Origin of the sequence: Petrotoga sp. 8T1HF07.NaAc.6.1, assembly GCF_016772115.1 — a bacterium.
GTDB lineage: Bacteria > Thermotogota > Thermotogae > Petrotogales > Petrotogaceae > Petrotoga > Petrotoga mobilis.
In genome coordinates, this window is the sequence record NZ_AUPG01000001.1 from 227,491 (window position 1) to 249,726 (window position 22,236).

At 32.2% G+C, this 22,236-nt stretch carries 18 protein-coding genes; all 18 read left to right on the forward strand.

The annotated features are described in order from the left end of the window. The first annotated feature begins 291 nt into the window (after positions 1-291). The 18 genes from htpG to corA all read left to right on the forward strand — a co-directional run bounded on the left by htpG (position 292) and on the right by corA (position 22,223). Entirely contained in the window at positions 292-2,187 is a 1,896-nt protein-coding gene (gene htpG, locus NAAC61_RS01100) for a molecular chaperone HtpG (protein ID WP_202694977.1), read from the forward strand. Positions 2,188-2,317: 130 nt separating this feature from the next. Then, positions 2,318-4,402, forward strand: coding sequence for a hypothetical protein (locus NAAC61_RS01105; RefSeq protein ID WP_202694978.1), 2,085 nt, complete (start codon positions 2,318-2,320; stop codon positions 4,400-4,402). Between the two features lie 31 nt (positions 4,403-4,433). Next, positions 4,434-5,258 carry an AmmeMemoRadiSam system protein B gene (amrB, locus tag NAAC61_RS01110; RefSeq protein WP_202694979.1) on the forward strand — a complete coding sequence of 275 codons (825 nt, stop codon included), beginning with the start codon at positions 4,434-4,436 and terminating at the stop codon, positions 5,256-5,258. A gap of 21 nt (positions 5,259-5,279) precedes the next feature. Continuing rightward, on the forward strand, positions 5,280-5,624 hold the full coding sequence (locus NAAC61_RS01115) for an Asp23/Gls24 family envelope stress response protein (protein WP_012208909.1): 345 nt from the start codon (positions 5,280-5,282) through the stop codon (positions 5,622-5,624). Between the two features lie 17 nt (positions 5,625-5,641). Further along, positions 5,642-6,613 carry a DAK2 domain-containing protein gene (locus NAAC61_RS10950; RefSeq protein WP_202694980.1) on the forward strand — a complete coding sequence of 324 codons (972 nt, stop codon included), beginning with the start codon at positions 5,642-5,644 and terminating at the stop codon, positions 6,611-6,613. A gap of 11 nt (positions 6,614-6,624) precedes the next feature. Beyond that, a complete protein-coding gene (locus NAAC61_RS10955) occupies positions 6,625-7,308 on the forward strand; it encodes a hypothetical protein (RefSeq protein ID WP_202694981.1) in 684 nt (227 codons plus the stop codon). Between the two features lie 52 nt (positions 7,309-7,360). Beyond that, a complete protein-coding gene (locus NAAC61_RS01130; RefSeq protein WP_012208911.1) occupies positions 7,361-8,224 on the forward strand; it encodes a glycine--tRNA ligase subunit alpha in 864 nt (287 codons plus the stop codon). Further along, positions 8,214-10,283 (forward strand): glycine--tRNA ligase subunit beta, encoded by a 2,070-nt coding sequence (gene glyS / locus NAAC61_RS01135; protein ID WP_202694982.1) that lies wholly within the window; start codon positions 8,214-8,216, stop codon positions 10,281-10,283. The genes NAAC61_RS01130 and glyS overlap by 11 nt, the downstream gene beginning before the upstream one ends. A gap of 26 nt (positions 10,284-10,309) precedes the next feature. Then, on the forward strand, positions 10,310-11,410 hold the full coding sequence (locus NAAC61_RS01140) for a TM0106 family RecB-like putative nuclease (protein WP_202694983.1): 1,101 nt from the start codon (positions 10,310-10,312) through the stop codon (positions 11,408-11,410). Positions 11,411-11,530: 120 nt separating this feature from the next. Further along, positions 11,531-12,100 carry a chromate transporter gene (locus NAAC61_RS01145; protein ID WP_121959549.1) on the forward strand — a complete coding sequence of 190 codons (570 nt, stop codon included), beginning with the start codon at positions 11,531-11,533 and terminating at the stop codon, positions 12,098-12,100. Beyond that, positions 12,097-12,660: a chromate transporter gene (locus NAAC61_RS01150; protein WP_121959550.1), complete on the forward strand. Its 564-nt coding sequence runs from the start codon at positions 12,097-12,099 to the stop codon at positions 12,658-12,660. The genes NAAC61_RS01145 and NAAC61_RS01150 overlap by 4 nt, the downstream gene beginning before the upstream one ends. A 58-nt stretch (positions 12,661-12,718) precedes the next feature. Beyond that, positions 12,719-13,417, forward strand: coding sequence for a dTMP kinase (gene tmk / locus NAAC61_RS01155; protein ID WP_121959551.1), 699 nt, complete (start codon positions 12,719-12,721; stop codon positions 13,415-13,417). Position 13,418: 1 nt separating this feature from the next. Continuing rightward, positions 13,419-14,879, forward strand: coding sequence for a cardiolipin synthase (cls, locus tag NAAC61_RS01160; RefSeq protein ID WP_121959552.1), 1,461 nt, complete (start codon positions 13,419-13,421; stop codon positions 14,877-14,879). Positions 14,880-15,191: 312 nt separating this feature from the next. Further along, complete coding sequence (locus NAAC61_RS01165) at positions 15,192-16,133, forward strand: ABC transporter substrate-binding protein (protein ID WP_121959553.1); 942 nt, start codon at positions 15,192-15,194, stop codon at positions 16,131-16,133. Positions 16,134-16,160: 27 nt separating this feature from the next. Beyond that, positions 16,161-17,150 carry an ABC transporter permease gene (locus NAAC61_RS01170; RefSeq protein ID WP_202694984.1) on the forward strand — a complete coding sequence of 330 codons (990 nt, stop codon included), beginning with the start codon at positions 16,161-16,163 and terminating at the stop codon, positions 17,148-17,150. Then, the gene (locus NAAC61_RS01175) at positions 17,123-17,851 is read left to right on the forward strand and encodes an ABC transporter ATP-binding protein (RefSeq protein ID WP_202694985.1); all 729 of its coding nucleotides are present in this window, start codon (positions 17,123-17,125) and stop codon (positions 17,849-17,851) included. Before NAAC61_RS01170 ends, NAAC61_RS01175 begins: the two co-directional genes overlap by 28 nt. A 132-nt stretch (positions 17,852-17,983) precedes the next feature. Beyond that, positions 17,984-21,181, forward strand: coding sequence for a UvrD-helicase domain-containing protein (locus tag NAAC61_RS01180; protein ID WP_202694986.1), 3,198 nt, complete (start codon positions 17,984-17,986; stop codon positions 21,179-21,181). Continuing rightward, complete coding sequence (gene corA, locus NAAC61_RS01185) at positions 21,168-22,223, forward strand: magnesium/cobalt transporter CorA (protein ID WP_202694987.1); 1,056 nt, start codon at positions 21,168-21,170, stop codon at positions 22,221-22,223. The genes NAAC61_RS01180 and corA overlap by 14 nt, the downstream gene beginning before the upstream one ends. Positions 22,224-22,236: the final 13 nt, after the last annotated feature.

Consider the following 22,236-nt stretch of genomic DNA (forward strand, 5'->3'; position numbering starts at 1 on the left):
TAAAAAATTGCGAAAGGCAAATTTCCAAAAAAACACTAAACCATCTCCCAAAAGTGCGTTCTTCAGTGTATATTGTTATTTTATCAAATTACGTTCAAAAATACTATAGTTTTACAAAAAATATATCAAAATTCACTACATTCTAAAATGAATTCGTGCGCTCAAGAAAGTTCTTTATATAAAAATAATAAAAAAAAAAGAAAATTAACCTTCAAAAAAATTCGATATAATTTTTTGGTTAGAGTTTCTAAAGACACTAAGAGTCTAAAAAACGGGAGGAGAAAGACAAAAATGCCAGAAGTAAAAGAATTTCAAGCTGAAACAAAACAATTACTTAACCTAATAATAAACTCTATTTACACCCACAAAGACATTTTTTTAAGAGAGTTGATTTCTAACGCATCAGACGCACTTGATAAAATTAGATTCCTATCTTTAAAAGACCCTAACGTTTTACAAAACGATACTGACTTGCGGATAAGGATTGAAATAGACAAAGATAACAACACTTTGATAGTTGAAGATAACGGTATTGGAATGTCTTATGAAGAAGTAATCGAAAACTTGGGAACTATTGCAAAATCAGGCACCAAAAACTTTCTGAACCAACTAAAACAGGCTCAAACGGGAGACAGCCTCACGGCAGATAAGGAAAACACTATAATAAACCTCATAGGACAGTTTGGTGTTGGATTTTATTCCGCATTCATGGTTGCAAAAAAAGTTATTGTAGAAACCAAAAAGTGGGATCAAGATAAAGGTGTAAGATGGGAATCCGATGGAACAGGAACTTATTCAGTTGAAGAATGTGAAAAAGCCAATAGAGGAACTAAGATTACCTTAATATTGAAAGACGATTTAGATGAGGATGAAAATTATTTGGACCAATATAAAATTCAAGAATTAGTCAAAAAACACTCCAACTATATAAAATACCCCATAAAAATGAAATGGGAAGAAGAAGTGGAAGCAGGTAAACAGAAGATAACCGAAAAAATACTTAATTCGATGGTTCCCTTATGGAACAAAAACAAAGAAGAAATATCTCAAAACGAATACAACGAGTTCTACAAAGAACATTTTTACGATTGGAACGATCCTTTCGATGTTATTCATTTCAAAGCTGAAGGAACTACGGTTGAATTCACCGCATTGCTTTATATTCCTTCTAAGTTGCCGTTTACCTTTTTCAGCAAAGATTACAAAAGAGGGTTGAACCTCTATTCAAAGAACGTTTTTATAATGGAAAACTGTGAAGAAGTTCTCCCCGATTATTTAGGTTTCGTTAAAGGATTGGTAGACTCTCCAGACTTCTCTTTGAACATCTCAAGAGAAATACTTCAGAAAAACAAACAACTAAAAGTAATAAGAAAAAATATTGAAAGAAAGATATTAGATACTTTAAAATCAAAACTCGAAAACGAAAGAGAAAAGTACGTAGAATTTTGGAGAGAAATTGGAAAGGTTATAAAGGCAGGATTGTACCAAAATATACAGGAAAAAGAAAAAGTTCAAGATCTGCTTTTATTCGAAAGTTCCACGTCTGATAAAAATATGGTAACCCTTAAAGAATACATTTCAAGAATGAAAGAAGATCAAGGTAATTACATATATTACGCTGTAGGGGAAAGTAAAGATATTATTGAAAATCTGCCCCAAATGGAATCCTTCAAAGAAAAAGGTTATGAGGTATTGTATTTAACAGATGAAATAGACGAATTTCTCATCAAATTGATGCACGACTATGAAGGAAAAGAATTCAAATCGATCAGCAGTTCAAATGTAAAAATAGATGAGAAATTTAAAGAAAAAGAAGAAGAAAACAAAGACTTACTTCAAAAAATAAAAGAATACCTTAAAGACAAAGTAAAAGATGTTAGACTAACAGATAAATTGAAGGAATCCCCTGCATGTATAGTAAGCGCCAATGAAGCAATATCCTTAAACATGGAAAAGACCTTAAAAAATTTAGAGCAACTACCATTTGAAGCTGAAAAGATCTTAGAGCTAAACCCTGACCACCAAGTATTTAAAATATTAACAGATATATACAAAAAAGATCCCAACTCAGAAGAGATTAAAGATTACGCCGAATTACTTTACAACCAATCTTTGTTACTTGAAGGATTAGAAATCGAAGATAAAGCTACATTTGCAAAACTCATAACAAAGCTAATGATAAAATAAAAAATTAAAGACGCCCCAAATGGGCGTTTTTCATTTTTAAAAAGGTTACAGGGTGAAAGACTATTAAACAGAGTTTTTGAGTTTTTATGGTATAATTGAAGTAATAAGGGAATATTTTGAAGGGGGTCTCATGCCGAAACCGAAGGAAGCTCTTTTCTTTATTTTTTTATTATTACCTTCATTTTTCTTTGGCTTTTTTATAGATTATGATTCAACCATTAACGCCAATATCGTATTTTTTGAAACGCAAAGTAAGTTTGAAATTTATTCAAACGATTCAAAGACCATTTACAAACTTTTTTTCGAAGGGGAAATCTTTGAGCAAGCAAATTACAAAATCAGTAAAGGGCCTGTAAAAGAAGTCTCTACTTCAAAAAATGTAATTACGATTAAATTTCTTTATCCGATGAAAAATTTAGAAATAAAGGACGATAGGATAATTTTTTATGGATATGAACCATACACTTTTCAAAAGATAAACTTTGAAAAAATAAAGTTAGATGATGCTATAGACTTGTTGTTTACTTACATTGGCTGGAATTGGATAAAAACGGAAGAATTGTCCGACACTTTTTTCGCTATAAATTCAAATGAAATACACATAGAACATTTTTTAAGAATGCTGAATGAAGTTTATTCATTAAACGCAATTTTTTACGATGAAGATACAGTATTGGTAGGTAAACAAGCCTCTGCCTTTGAAAATGATCTGCCTTTATTCATTGAAAATGAAAATATCTCTGAACAAAGTTCCTCAACCAATTTTATGCTAGCCTCTTCAAAAGAAGATTCTTTAGATAGAAACCAAGAATATTTGCTTTTCTTTGAATCAAAGTATGACCTAACCCGTTTAGAAAAAATCTTTGATTGTAAAGTAGCCTTTTTTGAGGATAATTACTACGCAATCCTTGCCAGAGAAGGCGAAAAATACCAAATTAACGAATTGATAAATTATTTAAACGAAATTCCAGAGACAAAAGATGTTTTACCTATAACACCACAAGAAATTAGTGAAACACCTACTCCTATTGAAAAGAAAGAAAATTACGAAGATGAAAGTTATGTTGTTTTAACCTCTGCCTACGACATGACATTTTTAGAAGAGATTCTACCTGTAAAGACTTACAAGTTAGACGAACAACATTTCTTTTTAATGGGAAGTAGTGAATCTATAAAAATAGCCCAAAAAATAAATGAACTTGTTCAACCTCAAATTATACCTGAAATGTTTAAACCTATAATTAACAAAGAACTCGTTACCATTCCTTTTGAAAAGAGTACAATTTTTGAGAAAGTATTAATCCAGGAGAATATCAAATTTTCAAATATTACAGAGCAGGAAGATTATGTTCTATACATGTTAGAATACGAAGAATCCAAAACAAGCTTTTTGAAAAATATTCTGGATTCATTTCCTTATGAAGAGGGCAACGTTGAAATTTCGTTAAAAGAGTTAATTTCCTTGGTAGCAAAAGCTCAATCTATAAACGTTATATCAGATTTTGAAAACGATAAAAAGGTAACCATCAATGACTTTAATTTAGATATGTCATCGTTACAGCCTTATTTGGTATCCCAAGACATTTGGTATGAGAATATCGGGCATAATACCCTTAGATTTTATGAACAGAAAAAACTATTAAAATACGAGATTTTCGTTTTCTCTGGACAAAATGTCGATAGATTCTCTGTAGAAGAACTTTACTTATTAACTTTACAATTTGATGGTATAATAAATGGTAGCAAAGATAGGGCTTCATTAATATCAAAACCAGTAATATATGTTAATGAAGGTGAACCAGCATCAATAAAATCCGTCTTGTCGGTTCCCGTATTCGATGATGAAGGTAAGATAGTATCAAAAATAGAATCAGGTTTTATAATGGAAATAAGTGGTGAATATGACAATATTACAAAAATGGTCAACACTAAATTAGATATAAGCATAAGCGAATTGAAAAATGAAGATAAAAACATAGTTGATGAAAGAAATATGAACAGTAAATTTATCATCCCCAACGGTGGTTTTATAAAATTAGGTGGGCTTAATTTTACCAGCATAGTTGAAAACGAAACCGGTATTCCTATTTTTAAAGAAATACCCGTAATAGGACAGTTGTTCACTTCGTATGAAAAAACAGAAAATGTATACGATTTAGTTATACTCATACATGTTGAAGTATCTAATAAACCTGAAATTGAGAATTATTTCTGAAACATCAGTCTCTCAGGAGGCGATTCGAAATATGGAGAAGGTTAGAAATCCTGTGGTTGCAGGTACTTTTTACCCTTCGAATCCAGAAAAATTAAAAAACCTTCTAAAAAGTTTTTTTGGTGATAGTTTTAAAGTAAATACCGAAAAATTAATTCCCCCTATGGGAGCAATAGTACCTCATGCTGGTTATATATATTCTGGAGAAACCGCAGCAAAAGCTTACAAAAAGGTATTTGAGAAAGGTATAGCAAAAAGAGTATTTTTGTTAGGGCCTAATCATACAGGATTTGGTTCTAAAATATCAGTTTTCACAAGCGGTAGTTGGAAAACTCCCTTGGGAAAGATAAATGTTGACGGAAAAATCGCAGGGAAAATTTTGAAAGAGTTAGACATTTATAACGATGAATCTGCACATTCGAGAGAACATTCATTAGAGGTACAACTACCTTTTCTTCAGTATGCTATAGGAAATGATTTTGAAATTGTACCTATCTGTATGATGGATCAAAGTTTAGAAACCTCCAAAAACCTTGGAGAAATTTTAGCAGACATCATAGAAGAAGGAGATTTGATCATAGCTTCTTCTGACATGAATCATTACGAAAGTCACGAAAAGACGTTGCTAAAAGATGAAAAAGTTATAGAAACATTAAAAAATATGAATCTGCAAGAAATGTATGATACAATAAGAAGATATAATATAAGTATGTGTGGATACGGTCCCGTGGCTGCTCTTTTAAGTATAGGATTTACTGATATTGAAATAATTGACCACACTACGAGTGGCCTAATAAGCGGCGATTATGAAGCGGTAGTTGGATACCTTTCCGCAATAGTTAGTAATTTGCAAAAATAACAAACTACGGAGGTGAACCTCATGTTAATAGAAACAGAATTTGGTACTGTAGATATCAAAAACGATGTTATAAAAGAATTGGTTTATAAGGCTGTTATCGAATCCTACGGCACGGTTGAAATCTCTGGAAAGCAAGGTTTTTTTGATAGGATATCAAGTTTTTGGTCAAAAAGTGAAGATAGAGGAATAAACGTATCAGAAAATGAAGAAAGTATAGTAATTGATCTCTTCCTCGTTTTTGAATATGGCCTTCCCATTAAAAAGGTAGCTCAAAATATACAAGAGAATGTTCACCATAGAGTCACATCTATGCTAAATTTTGATAATATCAAAGTAAATGTGAGCATATCTGGCTTGAAATATTGAGAGAAGGTGTCTGTTGAATGCCCAAGTTTTTGTATGCAAAAGACCTATATTTAGCTCTAAAAAAAGGTGCAGCAGAATTAGCTAAAAACAAAGATGAAATTAATGCCCTTAATGTTTTTCCTGTCCCAGATGGAGACACTGGTAATAATATGTTAGCAGGTATGCTCGAAGCTTGTAAAAGTATGGATGAAGTTGAAGATAAAAACGATATGAAATCTATGATGGAAAGTTTGAGAAGAGGTCTTTTACTAGGAGCAAGGGGTAACTCAGGTGTTATTTTGTCACAAATATTTCGTGGAATAACTGAAATTCTCGAAAAAAAGAAAAGAATCAACACCCAAGATTTTATAAAAGCCCTTCAAAACGCTAAAGATAGAGCTTACAACGCCGTTATGAAACCAGTTGAAGGAACAATGCTGACTTTAATTCGAAGATTGTCAGAAAAGATGGAAGAAAGTATGTCCGAAGAAAAGGATTTTTTGGTTTTTTTCGATGCGATAGTAAAGTATTCATTTGAAATAGTAGAGGAAACCCCAAAATATTTAAAAAAATTACGCGATTCGAATGTTGTGGATGCTGGAGCAAAAGGACTTGCTTACATTTTAAAAGGTATGAATGATGCACTTCACGGCGATATTGAAGTAGAACTTGAGGAATTAGAGTCTGCCACACCTGAACAAATAACAGAAATAGCCTATGAAGAACTAACATACCAGTATTGCACAGAAGCGATAGTAAAATTCCAGAAACAGCCTATACAAAAAAAGACCTTAGAAGAAATAAGGAGCTTTTTGGAAGGTCTCGGAGATTCCATTGTTTTAGTTAATCAGGATGACATATTAAAAACACACATACACACAAATCATCCAGGATTAGTCTTTGAAAAGTTTTTAGAACATGGCGAATTGATCAAAACAAAGATAGACAATATGAAATCACAACATGAACATATTATAGAAAAACAAAAAGAGGGCAAAACAGCGATATAGAGCAAGCCAAAGTGGCTGTTAACAATAATCTGAATAATAAAAATTGGGGTGTGATTGCAGTCTCTCCAGGAAAAGGTATTTCAGATATCTTTATAAGTTTGGGAGTGGATCAAGTTATTTTTGGAGGTCAAACCACTAACCCTAGTGTAAAAGACATCTCAGATGCGATTAATAAAGTTCCACAAAAAAAAGTGATCATACTCCCCAATAACCCAAATATAATTCTGGCTGCTGAAAAAGCCGCAGAGTTAACTGATAAAGAGATATTGATATTACCTACAAAACACATTCAAGAAGGCATAAGTGCCTTGCTTGGTTTCGATGACAATATGGACAAAGAAGAATTAAAAGAATCCATGATGGGATACGTTAAATCTATCGTCCCGATTGAAGTTACTTATGCGGTTAGGGATTCCACCATTAAGGGTGAAAAGATAAAAAAAGGCGAGTACTTGATATTTCTTGGAAAAGAGTTAAAAGCTCATGGAAAGAACGTTTATAAAGAAACGGAAAAAGTTTTAGAGGAACTAATAAAAAAAGGTTATGAAATCATTACCATAATTTACGGTGAAGGTGCCAAAAAAGAAAAGATCGATCAACTAGTAAAAAATCTGACCCAAAAATACGCCAATATAGAGATAGAAATTCACAACGGTGGGCAGAGACATTATCCACTGCTTATTTCCGTTGAGTAAAATCTGACAAATAATAAACAATTAATTCTGCTGGAAGAATGGAGGATTTGATTTGTACATTCAAGATGTGATTATGAACTTAGAAAAATTTTGGTCCGATTTTGGATGTGTTATAGACCAACCTTACGATATAGAGATGGGGGCAGGGACATACAGTCCTGCCACTTTTTTTAGATCTTTTGGGGCAAATGAATGGAGAGTTGCCTATACTCAACCTTGTAGAAGGCCAACAGACGGTAGATACGGTGAAAACCCAAATAGAATGCAACGATTTTATCAATACCAGGTAGTTCTCAAACCTTCACCCAAAGACGTCCAAGATCTATATATTAGGTCTTTGGAATCTTTAGGGATATCCCCTAAGGAACATGACATAAGGTTCGTAGAAGATAATTGGGAATCTCCTACTTTAGGAGCGTGGGGGGTTGGATGGGAAGTATGGTTAGATGGTATGGAGATCACTCAGTTCACGTACTTTCAACAGATGGGAGGCATCCCATTAACTTATATTCCCGTTGAACTTACGTATGGAATTGAGAGAATAGCTATGTATTTACAGAACATCGACAACGTTTATGAAACTAAATGGAATAAAAATGTAAAATACAAAGACATATACAAAGAAAACGAAAGGCAGTTTTCTTACTATAATTTTGAAGAAGCTGATATAGATATGCTTAAAACACTTTACAATATGTATAAAAAAGAATTTCAAAGGCTAATTGCAAAACAATTATATTTACCTGCATACGACTATTTAGCAAAATCAGCACATGTATTCAACTTAATGGACGCAAGAAATGCCATTGGAGTTAACGAAAGGCATCAATACATACTGGATATAAGGAATATGGCGAAAAGCTGTGCAAAACTATATATCGACAGTTCAAATGCGGAGGTAATTGATGTTGAATAGGGCAATTTTTGAAATAGGTGTTGAAGATTTACCCCCATCAGAATTTGATAATATACTAGCTCAATTGGAAGAAGGATTAAAAAAATCCTTGGAAAAAAATGATTTGAATTTTTTGTCTATGAATATCTTCATTTCCCCTCGTAGGTTTGGAGCTTACATCGTGGGCCTTCCAGATAAACAGCCCGATAAAAAAGAAAAAAGAAAAGGTCCTCCAAAAAAGATTTGCTTCGATGAAAATAACCAACCTACAAAAGCACTCGAAGGTTTTGCAAAAGGCCAAGGTGTTCAGGTAAAAGATGTAAAATTTGAAAATAATGACGGCGCAGAATACGCATATATAGAGTTTGTTAAAGCGGGAGAGCCTACCAAAATTATTTTACAAAATATCATTCCAGAATTGATAACAAACATGAATTTTGCCAAAAGTATGAGGTGGGGAAAAGGTAATTACACCTTTGTAAGACCGGTACATTGGGTTTTAGGTTTGTACAATAGAGAGATTTTAGAATTCGAAATATTCGATGAAAAATCCTCTAACAAAAGTTATGGCCATCGTTTTTTTGGCGAAGAGATAATAATTACAAATCCTCAAACTTTCTTTAGTGAATTAAAAAAGAACTATGTAATCCCTCTATATGAAGAAAGAATAGAAGTAATAGAGAGAGAAATTCAAGAGCTAGAAGATGAACATAATATCAAGATTTCTTTGGAAGAGCACGAGGATTTAATTCGAGAAATTGCCAAAATGACAGAATTCCCCAAAGGGGTAGTTGGAAGTTTTGATGAAAAATATCTTTTTCTACCACCAGAAATCATCATTGTCACTGTAAGACACCATCAAAGAAGTTTTGTGGCGATGAAAGATGGAAAGGTAATCAACAAATACGTAGCTTTCCAAGACGGTTTTGGCAGAAAAAGCAACGTTACTAATGGCTATACTAGAGTAATAAACGCAAGATTAGACGATGCAGCTTTTTACTATGAAGACGACTTAAAAACGGATATACAGAAGAGGCTTGAAGATTTAAAGAGTATTACTTATCAAGTAGAATTAGGAAATTACAGAGAAAAATGTGAGCGAATATCGACACTCAGTTCAAAAATTGCCGAAAAACTTGGTTTTGAAAATTTAGATGTAGTTAAAAGAGCCGGCTTGTTATGTAAAATTGACATCCCTTCAAAAGTTGTATATGAGTTTCCTGAATTGCAAGGAATTATGGCAAGAATCTATTTGAAACACAAAGGAGAAAATGAAGATGTTTTCTTAACAGCCGAAGAACACTACAAACCTCTTTCGGAAAATGATGAAATATCTCAAAATTTAGTTGCTAATATCGTCTCCATAGCGGACAAAATAGATGACATAATCGGATATTTTGGTATAGGAAAGATCCCTTCAGGATCAAAAGATCCTTTTGCATTGAGAAGAAAAGCTTTTGGAATCTTAAGAATTTTGATATCGATGGAATGGGACCTGAACCTTAAAGAACTTATCGACTTATCAGAAAAAGTGTTCGCCGAAAGTGGGAAATCTAACATATCTATAAAACCTGTAGAAGTTGAGTTAAAAAGTTTCTTATCCAACCGTTTAGGAACCATCTTAGAAAGAGAAAACATATCCGCAGAGGCAATAAATTCGGTTTTAATAAATGTATATAAACCTTTAAGAGCTTACTTGGCTGCCAAATCATTGGATAAGTTTATAAAAAAAGAAGAATTTCAAGATTTTATTACAGCGTTTCAAAGGGTAAACAACATTTCAAAAAACCATTATTCCCAAGAATATCATGGCAGACTATTCGTAGAAGAAGAGGAAAAAACGTTATTTCAAAAATATTTGGAAGTGAAGTCTCAATTTGAAAACTGTTTGAAAAAATTAGATTACGACGGGGCGATTGAAAGCTTAATCTCTTTAAAAGAAAATATTGACAGATATTTTGATAACATTTTTGTTATGTCTGAAGATGAATCTATAAGAAGCAATAGACTAGGTTTTTTAAAATCATTATCAGCACTGTTTTATGAAATTGGAGACGTGGAAAAATTATACAAAGGATAAATTTTAAGATAAGGCGTGTTTAAACAATGGATTTACTTTACTATGAAAATTTTAAAAGTTGCAGTTATTTCGTTCCTACCTATAAAAGACAAGGTTCATACTTTGATATTAATATAAATGGTTTGAACGTTGAAGCTAATTATGAAAGCATCAACAACGGTGTAGTAAAAATCATCAGAATGGGGAACAATTTTAAAAAATCTTATTGGTTACATATATATACCGTATATAAATATTTCAAAGATAAGTGTGAACCTATAAAAAGAATTGTTTTAGAAACATCCAATGGAAGTTATGAAATAAATGTTTCAGATATTCTTTTAAGAGAAAAATGGATAACGAAAGAACTTAACGATCTTAAATCAACTAAAAAAGTCCATGGGCCACATTGTAAATTCTGCAAAATTAAAAACCAATGCCATTTGGAATTTTTAAGGGAAGGAGATTATTCCATAGTCCCTAACTTAAGTAAATCTATGGTTGAGGATTTAAAAAATATGAATTTGGAACCATTGACAGTTATAAAAACCAATCAAATAGAAAAATTGGACAAAAGATTCAAAAAACCTTTATACAATCTAAAATCTCTAATTGAAAACCAAGTTTACGTTATTGATGAGCATTCTTTTCCACAAGATTATATAGTCTTTGACGTAGAAACTTACTTAAACAAAGACTTTTTATTCGGATTTTTGGAAAACGAAACTTACGTTCCTTTCTTTTTAGAAAAAAACACATACAAAATCGCTGCAAAAATGGTAGATTTCCTGTATGAAAAAGACAAAGTGCTATTGCATTACGATAAAAATGATCTCACAGCCTTAAAAAAACTTTCATCTAAATATCCTCTATTGAGAGATAAATTAAGTAAAATTTCCTCAAAAACGTGTGATCTATACGAAATAATAAGAAAAAATTACAGTTTACCCGTTGTCTCTTATTCATTAAAAGATATAAGTAAATACTTTGGTTTTAATTGGAAAACAGAGTTAAATGGTTTTGCCGTCATACTTGAGTACAAAAGCTATTTGAATGGCAATAAAAATGCTTTGAAAAATATTTTTAAATACAACGAAGATGATTGTCGAGCTACAAAATTAGTATTAGAAAGTCTTAAGACCATTTAATTCGATTACATACTTTCTAAATAAGGCCTATGTATAGTCTGTTCGATACTATACATAAGTCTTTTTTAATGTGAACACAAACAATTCAAAAAACTTATACAGAAGGAGCTAACGGTATCTATGAAAGATTTATGGAATTTATTTATAACTTTTGCTCGAATCGGGAGCCTAACTTTTGGCGGAGGCTACGCAATGTTACCAATGATTCAAGAAGAAGTCGTTAAAAAACACAATTGGGCAACTGATGAAGAGGTAATCGACTATTATGCCATTGGTCAGAGTACACCTGGAATAATCGCTATAAACACAGCTACTTTCGTAGGTTACAAACTAAAAGGGATCATCGGGGGAATATTCGCAACCTTAGGGATGGTCTTTCCTTCTATCGTAATAATAACCATTATTGCCATATTTTTCCAACAGTTTCAAGATTTAACAATAGTACAACATGCTTTCGGCGGCATTAGGGTAGTGGTAGTTGCGCTCATGTTGAACGCTATAATAAATATGTGGAAAAAGTCCATCAAAGATTACATAGGTATAATTATATTTTCAGTTTCCTTTATTGTTGTTGCTTTCTTAAAATTATCGCCAGTTGTAGTTGTGATAACATCTTTCATAGTCGGATTGATTATAAAGCAAAATAGGATAGAACCGCCCCAAAAGGGGTCCAAGGATGATAGAAAGTGAATTACATTATACTCTTTTTTGAATTCTTTAAAATAGGACTTTTTTCTATAGGTGGAGGTTTGGCGACTATACCTTTTCTTCAAGATCTAACCTACAAGTATGATTGGCTAACCCTTAATGATTTAGCAGATTATATAGCTATCTCCGAAGTTACTCCAGGACCTATTGGAATAAACACAGCAACATTTGTTGGTTATAACTCGGGAGGTATTTTTGGTGGTATAATAGCTGTGCTGGGGATAATTACACCTTCAATAATAATTATTACTATAATTGCCCATTACTTTCAAAGGTTCAATGAAAAGCCATTTATACAAAATGGATTTTATGCTTTAAGACCGGCGGTAGTTGGTCTAATAGGTGCAGCAGCGTATGAAGTAGCAAAAGTTTCCTTGTTTCATCTTGAAAGACTTTCAGAAACTCAAACTTTTGTTTCTATTTTCAATTTCAAGGCTATAATATTGTTTGTAATCATCATTTATCTAATGGAACGGTTTAGAAAGCATCCTGTAGTTTATTTGGCTTTAGGAGCGGCTGTGGGAATAATTTTTAAGTTTTAACTTGGTAAATTGGTTAAATTACTTTGGTACAAGCACCTAAACGGTAGGAGGATATTTTATGAAAAAAGGAATGCTTATTGTAATAGAATCTGGGACAGACGCAAGTGGCAAAGCCACGCAAGCAGAAATATTATCACAAAGATTAAAAGATGAAAAAATTAAGGCATACAAAGTTGAATTTCCAAATTACAAAAGTGACTCTTCCGCTTTGATAAAAATGTATTTAAAAGGTGAATTTGGGGAAAACCCTGAAGCAATAAATCCATACGCTGCTTCCACATTTTTTGCCGTGGACCGATTCGCAACTTATCAAAAAGAATTGAAACCCTTATATGAATCTGGTGGAATTTTAATATCCGATAGGTACACAACCTCCAACATGATATATCAATCTTCAAAATTCGAAAATCAAAGTGAAAAAGATAAATTTTTAGAATGGCTTTGGGATTTGGAATTCAACAAATTTAATTTGCCAAAACCCGACTACGTAATATTTTTAGATATTCCTCCTAAAATTAGTATAGAATTGTTGAAAAAAAGAAAGGAAAAGATAATAGATCTAACCGGAAAAGATATCCACGAAAAAAACATCGAGTACATAAACAAAACATACGAAAATGCAAAATATATCGCCCAGAAGTACAACTGGAAGATAATAAACTGTTTAAAAGAAAATGGAGAATTAAAATCAATCGAAGAAATTCACGAAGAGATCTACTCTATATGGCAAAACATAAGAGATTTAGGAGAAGTATAAAATGGCTTTCGCAATAATTTTCAAATTTGGATTTTGGACTTTTTTTGTATTAATATATTCATTTGTTGCTACGACTATTGTCATCTTAGAAAGAAAAAGACCCGAAAAAACCATAAGTTGGCTTCTAATTTTTGCCGTAATCCCACTTATAGGATTTGTAATCTATCTTTTTTTTGGAAGAAACTGGAAAAGAAGAAAGCTTACCAGCGATATTTATTTGGATTCAGAACCTACTTTGTCACAAGAAGAAAAAAATTGGCTAATTAAGGTACTTGGAGAAAATGATACTCAATATTTGCAACTAATTAATCTTTTAAAAAAGAACTCTAAATCGCCTTTATTCTTGGGAAACGACATAGAAATTTTTAAAAATGGGAAAGAAAAATTCGCTTCTTTCTTTAAAGAAATTGAAAATGCTAAAGAATCTATCCATTTGGAGTACTATATTGTAAAAGATGATGAAACAGGCAAAAAGCTCAAAGATCTCTTGGTAAAAAAGGCTAAAGAGGGCGTAGAAATTAAATTTATTATGGATAAAATAGGTTCAGGGCGTCTAAAGAAAAGCTATATAAAGCAATTAGAAAATGCAGGAGTTGAAATTGCTTTTTATAGCTATTTTTTATCCCCAGTGCTTAAATTTGTTAATACCCAAGTGAATTACAGAAATCACAGAAAAATAGCTATAATTGACTCTGAAATCGGCTTCATCGGAGGAATAAACATTGGAAATGAATACATTGGTAAAAGTAGTTTGGGGTATTGGAGAGATCTTCATTTAAAAGTTAGGGGAGAGGCTGTAAACGGACTTCAAAAAATTTTCTTTGAAGACTATCAAACAATTGTAAAGGCAGAGAGAAAAAAAGAAAAAATAGATCCTAGTAAATACTTTAAAAAACAAGAGAGAAAAGGAGACTCATTAATACAAATAGCGGTGAGTGGCCCAGAATCAGAAAATTCATCGATAATGCAAACCATCCATAAGATGATTACTATTGCTAAAGACCATATATACATAGCTACCCCGTACTTCATTCCAGATGATAGCATTCTTTCGGCTTTGAAAATAGCTGCGCTTTCGGGTATTAAAGTAAAAATCTTATTTCCAGGAAAGATGGATCATTTTTTAGTCTATTTTGCTTCAAGAACGTATTTGGAGGAAATTATAAAATACGGTGTTGAAGTATATTTTTACAAAAAAGATCGATTCATACATTCTAAATTCGTATCCATAGATGGTTTAATATCGACCGTTGGAACAGCAAATATAGATATTCGAAGTTTTGAACTGAATTACGAGGCAAATCTCTTAATATACGATAGGGAAAAAACTCAACAAATAGAAGATATTTTTCTTGAAGATTTAAAAATCAGTTCCCACATTTCTCAAAATTACTTCAATAATCAACCTTTCCCTATAAAATTTACAGAAGCATTCAGCCGGATTTTCTCCAATCTTTTGTAAAAATTAAAATTTTTACTTGACAATCCTTATTGATTGTTGTATAATTTGAAAAATTAAATTTCAATTAAGCGAGGGTTACTATGAAAAAAATTTCATTACGATTATTAACAAATCCCCTCAATACTTTAGAATCAAAAAATAATCAATATTTCAACTTTTGGTATTGGAAAGACACCCAACTTGGTGCCTTCCATTACCTATTAGCTAGCAAGTAGGTATAAGAAGAAACAAGTGGGTGTCTACGAAAAAAGTAGACACCTTTTTTTTATAATAAATACGGGAAAAAACAAAATCTCCAGGAGGTGTGAGGGTATGAAAAAAGTATTAACAACGGTGGTCATTGTTTTTCTATTCACATTTACTTTTGGTGTAAAGATAGGTATCACACAAATCGTGGAACACCCCGCTTTAAACAAGATTTATCAGGGAGTAATTGATTATCTTGAAGATTCCGGTGTAAATTTTGAGTATGAGCATCAAAGCGCTCAAGGTAGCTTTCAAAATGCAATAACTATAGCTAACAAGTTCAAAACAGATGTAGATATAATAGTTGCAATAGCTACACCTTCCGCTCAAGCAGCTGCGACGGAAATAAAAGACAAGCCAGTGGTATTCAGCGCAGTTACGGATCCAATCAGTGCGGGTTTGATCCCTAAATTTGGTAAAAATCCAGGAAATGTTGTTGGAATAAGCGATATGGTTCCTGTTGAAACTCATGTAAACCTTATGAGAACCATATTTCCTGATGCTAAAAATTTGGCAATTCTTTACAATACTGGAGAAGCTAACTCGGTTTTTTTAGCGGATCAAACTAAGAAATTTGCACCTCAACTTGGATTCAATGTTATAGAAATTACTGGAACGAACGCCAATGAACTTGTAACTTCCTTAAATGCCCAGGCAAGCAGGATAGATGTTGCCTATCTATACACAGATAATTTGGTTGCTTCATCAGCTGAAATCTTAGGCCAAGTATTTGAAAAGAACGAGATTCCGGTAGTTGCAGGTGACATTGATATTGCAAAAAAAACATCAGTTTTAGGTTTTGGCTTTGATTATTATCAAGTAGGAATAGAAACGGGAAAAATTGTCCTTGATCTCATAAACGGCAAAAAACCTTATGAAATCGAATCTAAGATAGTAGGAGCAGATGCTCTAACCTTTTATATAAATTTGGATAGAGCCCAGAATTTAGATGTAAATATACCTCAACAATTTTTAGATATTGCAGATGAAATAGTAGATACACTATGATCATGAAAGAATTTTAGGAGGAAAATTATGGATTTAGTGGGTATATTAGAACAAGGATTGATAGCCTCCCTAGTTGCGATGGGCGTGTTTATAAGTTTCAGAGTCATCGACCTTCCGGATTTAACCCCGGATGGATCGTATGTGTTGGGAGGAGCCGTAACCGTCGCGTTTATGTATGCTGGCCTGCCTTGGATACTGTGTATGATTCTTGGTGGTTTAATGGCTGGTTTTTTTGGGATAATAACCGCTCTGATACATAACAAATTAAAAGTCAATTCCTTGTTAGCCAGCATTTTGGTTATGACCATGCTCTATTCGATAAATATTAGGGTCATGAATGGGCCGAACGTTTCTGTTCCTAAAGAAATAACCGCACAACAAGAGGCACAATACACAGAAAAAACCAAGTTAGACGACCTTTTAGGTATGAGTAGCTTAAATGAAAGTCAAACTAATTTACAAACAAACGAAACCAAAAAAACCTTATCTCCATTCAGAGAAAACTCCGGTTATAATTCTACCATCTTAATAGCATCGGTGGTATTTGTATCTGCTCTTCTAACGATAATCTTTTTGAGAACAGAATTAGGAATAGCTCTCAGGGGATACGGAGGTAACAAGGCAGGAATCAAAAACCTTGGTATGAACCCTGAAATTATGAGTATAATCGGATTATTTTTAGGAAATTTCTTCGCCGGGCTTTCGGGATCCTTGTTCTCTATGTACGGTGGATTTTCAGATGTAAATATGGGACAAGGCATCGTTGTAACTTCTTTAGCGGCGGTTATATTGGGAGAGATCATATTTGGTAGGTTAAATCTCTTCTATAACATGTTATGCCCCATCATTGGAGCTGTTGTCTATCAATTTTTACTGGCATTAGCCATGAGATATGGTTACATAATCGGCTTCCAATCAAGCGATATGAAGCTAATCACCGCGTTGTTCATAATAATAGTAATAGGATTAAGGAGGGTAGAATTTAAAAAATGGTTGAGCTTAAAAACATCAGAGTAGTATACAATAAAAATCAAGTTAATGAAAAAAAAGCATTGGACAAATTTGAGCTAAGTATTAAAAAGGGAGAATTCGTCACTATCATAGGTCCCAATGGTGCAGGGAAGACGACGCTTCTTAAAGTCTTGACCGGTGAAGTGGTGTTAGATCAAGGAAGTTTTACATTAAATAATAAGAGCATAAAAAGAACCAAGCCCTACAAACTTTTTAGAAATGTTGGTATAGTGTATCAAGAACCTGACAGAGGAGTATTCCCTGATCTAACTCTTGAAGAAAATTTGATCTTGGGATCTAAAAAAGGAAATAGATTCTTTTCATTTGGAAAATACGAAGGATTAGAGTTGTTGAAATCTTTAAACATGGGATTAGAAAAGAGACTTAAAACAAAAGTCAGAGAATTTTCCGGAGGACAAAAACAGGCTCTCGCCATGGTCCTTGCTTCTATAACAAAGCCTGATCTTCTACTATTAGACGAACATACCGCTGCTCTTGATCCCCAAAATGTCGAAAAGGTGATGGAACTAACTATGAGGATAAATGAGGAGCTAGGACTAACCATCATAATGGTCACACACAATATGAAAATTGTGGAAAAATATTCAAGTAGAATAGTGGAAGTCAAAGACGGTAAAGTTACTAAAGATTTTGTCTACGAAAAAATACATAACAAAGAAGAATTAAAAAAAATTACGGCTAATTAACAAATAGAACAATTCTAACTTATCATCAAGACGCTCTATGCTATAGAGCGTCTTTACTTTTTAATCAATAATATAATTATGGTATAATATTTAAAACGAATTGGTTCAAAATTTGAAAGGACAAGATACTAAATGACTGTAAAAAAAGTTGATGTTTACAAAGAGATAGATGATCCAAATAGGAATTTCTTCATCTCAGCATCAGCAGGAACTGGCAAAACTTATCTTCTTACACAATATTTTATAAAAATATTAGAAAAGAATTTTCCAAATGCTGACATAGTTGATAACATTCTTACGGTGACCTTTACAAATAAAGCTGCCTCTGAAATGAAGAATAGAATTATGGAAGAGGTTCCCAACAAATTGGATAAAAAACCTCCATATGGCACCAGCAAATTAGAATGGTATCAATATTGGAACGAAGTAAAAATTAATTTATCACGCTCCTGGATCAAAACTATAGACAGCTTTTGTTCAAGAATAATAAGAGAAAACAACATTTCCATGGGAGTGGACCCAAATTTTAATATAATAAGCGATTTTCAAAGAGATCGAGAAGTTGAAAGATCGGTTTATTCTGCTTTAAGGGTCGCCTTAGAACTATATCAAGATAAAGAGATAGATTGGCTCAATTTCTTGTCCATAAAAAGAAAGGAAAAAATAGAAAAGTATATTGAAACTTTGAATAGAGAAAAAACAAAATTTAAAGAAACCTTTAAAAATATACTTTCTGAAATAGGACTGGACAAGTTTGAAAAAATAATTCAAGATATTGTTTCCAACTGGCGCATTGAAATGTCAAGAGTCTTATTAACAAGTGATTTAGAATTAGCAGATAAAGAACTCTCCAAGCTTTACAAGAACTTTTTATGGCTTGTAAAAATTATTTCTCTTATTGCTAGTGAATTCTATTTGGGATTAACCATCGATAATTTTTTATACGATTTCAAAGCGGTTTTAGAAAAAGTTGTAGAAGAATTCGAAAATAACCCCGATCTTCTTAAAAAGTATCAAAATAAATTTAAATATATTATAGTAGATGAATTTCAAGATACTAATTATCTTCAAAAAGAAATCTTTGACAAACTCCATACCGAAGATAATTACTTTTTTTACGTAGGAGATAGAAAACAATCTATCTATCGTTTCAGAGGAGCGGATGTGTCTGTATTTTCTCGTTCTTTAACAGAAGCTGAAAACTCCGATGAAGAAGTTCTTTTAGGAAAATTAACCAAAAACAGAAGATCCCATCAACAAATCATAAATTTCGCAAATCACCTTTCAGAAGCTTCTTTATTTAAAAGAGATAATTTACAGATGCCAGATATCGATCCCAAACTTTTAGAAAATCTATCCTTCCAAGAAGAGGATATATCAGAACCCGAAATCCCACCCCAAGAGACTGAAAAGATCCCTACATTGAGTGAAGATGATGCTAAAAGAGTTAAATACATAATAATTGAACCTACAGAGGAAAATGGATTAAACAACCAAGAAATTCGTCTTGCTATTGAAATAGAGACGTTGGCAAAAGTGATAAAAAAATTGTTAGGACAAGAAATGGATTTCAAAGTAAGAAAAAACGATAAAGTATATTATGAAAGAAGAAAAATCGAACCAAAAGATATCGCTATCCTTTCAAAAGAATTAAAAAATACAGAGAAAATACTTAGAACAACCTTTTTTAAATATAATATACCCTTTTATATATTCGGCAGCAAATCTTTTTACAATAGACCAGAAATTCAAGCTATTTTCGCTGCCCTCAACTCAATTCAAAATCCATTCAACGACTACCAGTTTGTAAGGTATATGATGTCACTTCTAGTAGGTATGAGCTTTCAAGATCTTTCCAAATTAGTAGAAAAAAGGCAAGGAAGTTTTTTTGAAACCTTTGAAAACATACAAAACGAATTCCCTGAAGATGTAGTAGAAAGTTATAAAGTGCTTAAAAAGTACAAGGAACTCAAATATTATTTAACTCCATCTTCTATACTGAAAGGTATAATAAACGACAACAATTACTTCTCTAAACTCGCTTTAACAAACGATCCTGAAGTTTCAATATCCAATATAAAAAAACTTATAAACCAAGCCGAAGAATACAACAATATGGCGAATTCTTTTTCTGAATTGGTCAGATTTTTGAAAAATGCCTCTAATATCTCTGAAGAAGAGGCTTCTATAGAAGATGAAACATCTAACAGTGTGAAAGTAATGACCATTCATAAATCTAAAGGTTTGGAATTCCCTATTGTATTAATGATTGGTTTACACAACTCCATCTCAAACACAAAAAATGGTTCTAATGCAGAATTTTCGATCCCTGATGCGGAGGGAAATAGATATTACATCTTAAACAATGTATATAAAGAGAGCGTAGAAAACAGTGATCACTGGCTTCTCAAATGGTTTAAAAACAACGAATTTTTGGATAAAACCGAAGCCAATAGATTAGTGTACGTTGGAGTAACAAGAGCGAAAGACTTGCTGATACCCATTTTAGTGTCCAACGAGAAAGCTGATACTTTAAATAATTTCTTCTTAACTGTAAAAAATTCAGATATGATAGACATAATTCAATCTGATCATATTCAGCAATCACAAGAAAACGCTACCGAAACTCTAAACCAAGAGGAAGAAAATTCTTTGTTTGAAGATATACCTCAACAGAATCTTAAAGACTTAACCAATCTCTCATATAAAAAGTATATAGCCCCAACTTACATAATCAAGGAAATAAAAACTGAAGAATTAGATTTAATCGAAGACCTCAGTGGAACCATTACATCTCCTTCAACTTATTTTGATCCAACAGACATTTTTTCAGACCAAGAGCTTATCTTCAGAGGGTCTTTTTTACACTCTAAACTAAGAAGCGCTCAAAACATAAGTCACATAAAAAACATGATAAAAAATGGGGAGTTACCACAGCGTTTTGATGAATTAGATATAGTGAAAAAAGCTTTCACACCCAATGAGAATAAAATAATAAAAAATGAATGGAGACTCATGAAAAAATTGAATTTAGGAAAAAAAGAATACATGTTATTTGGCATTCCTGATAAAGTTATCATAGAAAACGGTGATATCGAGATTTTGGATTACAAATACTCAGAATTGAGGGATCCAAAAAAAATCAACGATTATCAATTTCAAATTTTATTCTATCTTTATCTATTATCCGACTTTGGGAATCCAAAAAGGGGACACATAATAAGTATCAAAACATTACAAGATCCCATAACTTTTGAATACGATCCCAAGTTTGAAGAGAGATTGATCTCACAACTTTTGAAAGAGGGAAATTATTATGAATTCAGCTAAACGAAAAAATTTAAGCAAAGTTGGGAAACCTCCAGGTGAGCTTATTTACACAGGAAAATTAGAACCATCAAACGCAATTATCAACGTTTTTTCTTATGATCAACACTCTTATGACATATTTGAAAATGTCGATCTTGACCTTATAAAAACCCTAGATAAAAACCAAATTCACTGGATCGACTTTGAAAACGTCTCTGATTCAAATCAATTAAAAGCCATCGGCGAAATCTTTGATATTCACAAGTTAACCTTAGAGGATATAATTAATGTCAATCAAAGAACTAAGATCGAGTTCTATGATTCTTACACATTTTTAGTCATAAAATTAATCTCCGATTCAAACGAAAAGCTAGAATTTAGACAACTCAGTATAATTATAAAAGGAAACATAATGATTAGTTTCTCAGAGGAAAAGAATTTTGCCACAAATTTGTTAAAAACACAGCTCAAGGCAAACGCAGGAGATATAAGGAAAAAAGACGTAGGTTACTTAACCTTCTCTTTAATGGATATAGTAGTTGATAGTTACTTATCAAAATTAAATAACTATATTTCACATACGGAAGAAATTGATGAAAAAATCACAGAAGAGATTGAAGAAGAGCATTTTATAAAAATAAAGAAAATCAAGCAGGAAATATTAAGGTTCCGAAGATTTGTATTCCCTTTAAAAGACATACTCTTTCAAATACAAAAAAAAGAAAAGGGATTCGTAAATGAAAATAATGAGGTATACTTTATCGACCTCTACGATCATACCATACGGATAAACGAATCTATCGATTTATTGAGAGAGAATTTAAATAACTTAACAGAGATTTACTTGTCGATAGTGAGCAACCGTTTAAATGAAATAATGAGAATACTCACCATAATATCAACTATTTTCATCCCACTAACTTTTATAGCGGGAATATACGGCATGAATTTTGAGAATATGCCAGAACTGCATTGGAAATTTGGCTATTTCCTAATCTTAGGTATCATGGCGACTATAGCTGTGATTATGATAATTATATTCAAAAAGAAAAAATGGTTTTGAATTACAAATACAT

Bases quoted from the DNA above. Each gene is read 5' to 3' on its own strand.
- NAAC61_RS01165 (WP_121959553.1), top strand. From the start codon at position 15,192: ATGAAAAAAGTATTAACAACGGTGGTCATTGTTTTTCTATTCACATTT.
- NAAC61_RS01115 (WP_012208909.1), top strand. From the start codon at position 5,280: ATGTTAATAGAAACAGAATTTGGTACTGTAGATATCAAAAACGATGTT.
- NAAC61_RS01175 (WP_202694985.1), top strand. From the start codon at position 17,123: ATGGTTGAGCTTAAAAACATCAGAGTAGTATACAATAAAAATCAAGTT.
- NAAC61_RS01170 (WP_202694984.1), top strand. From the start codon at position 16,161: ATGGATTTAGTGGGTATATTAGAACAAGGATTGATAGCCTCCCTAGTT.
- NAAC61_RS01140 (WP_202694983.1), top strand. From the start codon at position 10,310: ATGGATTTACTTTACTATGAAAATTTTAAAAGTTGCAGTTATTTCGTT.
- glyS (WP_202694982.1), top strand. From the start codon at position 8,214: ATGTTGAATAGGGCAATTTTTGAAATAGGTGTTGAAGATTTACCCCCA.
- NAAC61_RS01145 (WP_121959549.1), top strand. From the start codon at position 11,531: ATGAAAGATTTATGGAATTTATTTATAACTTTTGCTCGAATCGGGAGC.
- NAAC61_RS01105 (WP_202694978.1), top strand. From the start codon at position 2,318: ATGCCGAAACCGAAGGAAGCTCTTTTCTTTATTTTTTTATTATTACCT.
- NAAC61_RS01180 (WP_202694986.1), top strand. From the start codon at position 17,984: ATGACTGTAAAAAAAGTTGATGTTTACAAAGAGATAGATGATCCAAAT.
- NAAC61_RS10950 (WP_202694980.1), top strand. From the start codon at position 5,642: ATGCCCAAGTTTTTGTATGCAAAAGACCTATATTTAGCTCTAAAAAAA.
- amrB (WP_202694979.1), top strand. From the start codon at position 4,434: ATGGAGAAGGTTAGAAATCCTGTGGTTGCAGGTACTTTTTACCCTTCG.
- htpG (WP_202694977.1), top strand. From the start codon at position 292: ATGCCAGAAGTAAAAGAATTTCAAGCTGAAACAAAACAATTACTTAAC.
- tmk (WP_121959551.1), top strand. From the start codon at position 12,719: ATGAAAAAAGGAATGCTTATTGTAATAGAATCTGGGACAGACGCAAGT.
- cls (WP_121959552.1), top strand. From the start codon at position 13,419: ATGGCTTTCGCAATAATTTTCAAATTTGGATTTTGGACTTTTTTTGTA.
- corA (WP_202694987.1), top strand. From the start codon at position 21,168: ATGAATTCAGCTAAACGAAAAAATTTAAGCAAAGTTGGGAAACCTCCA.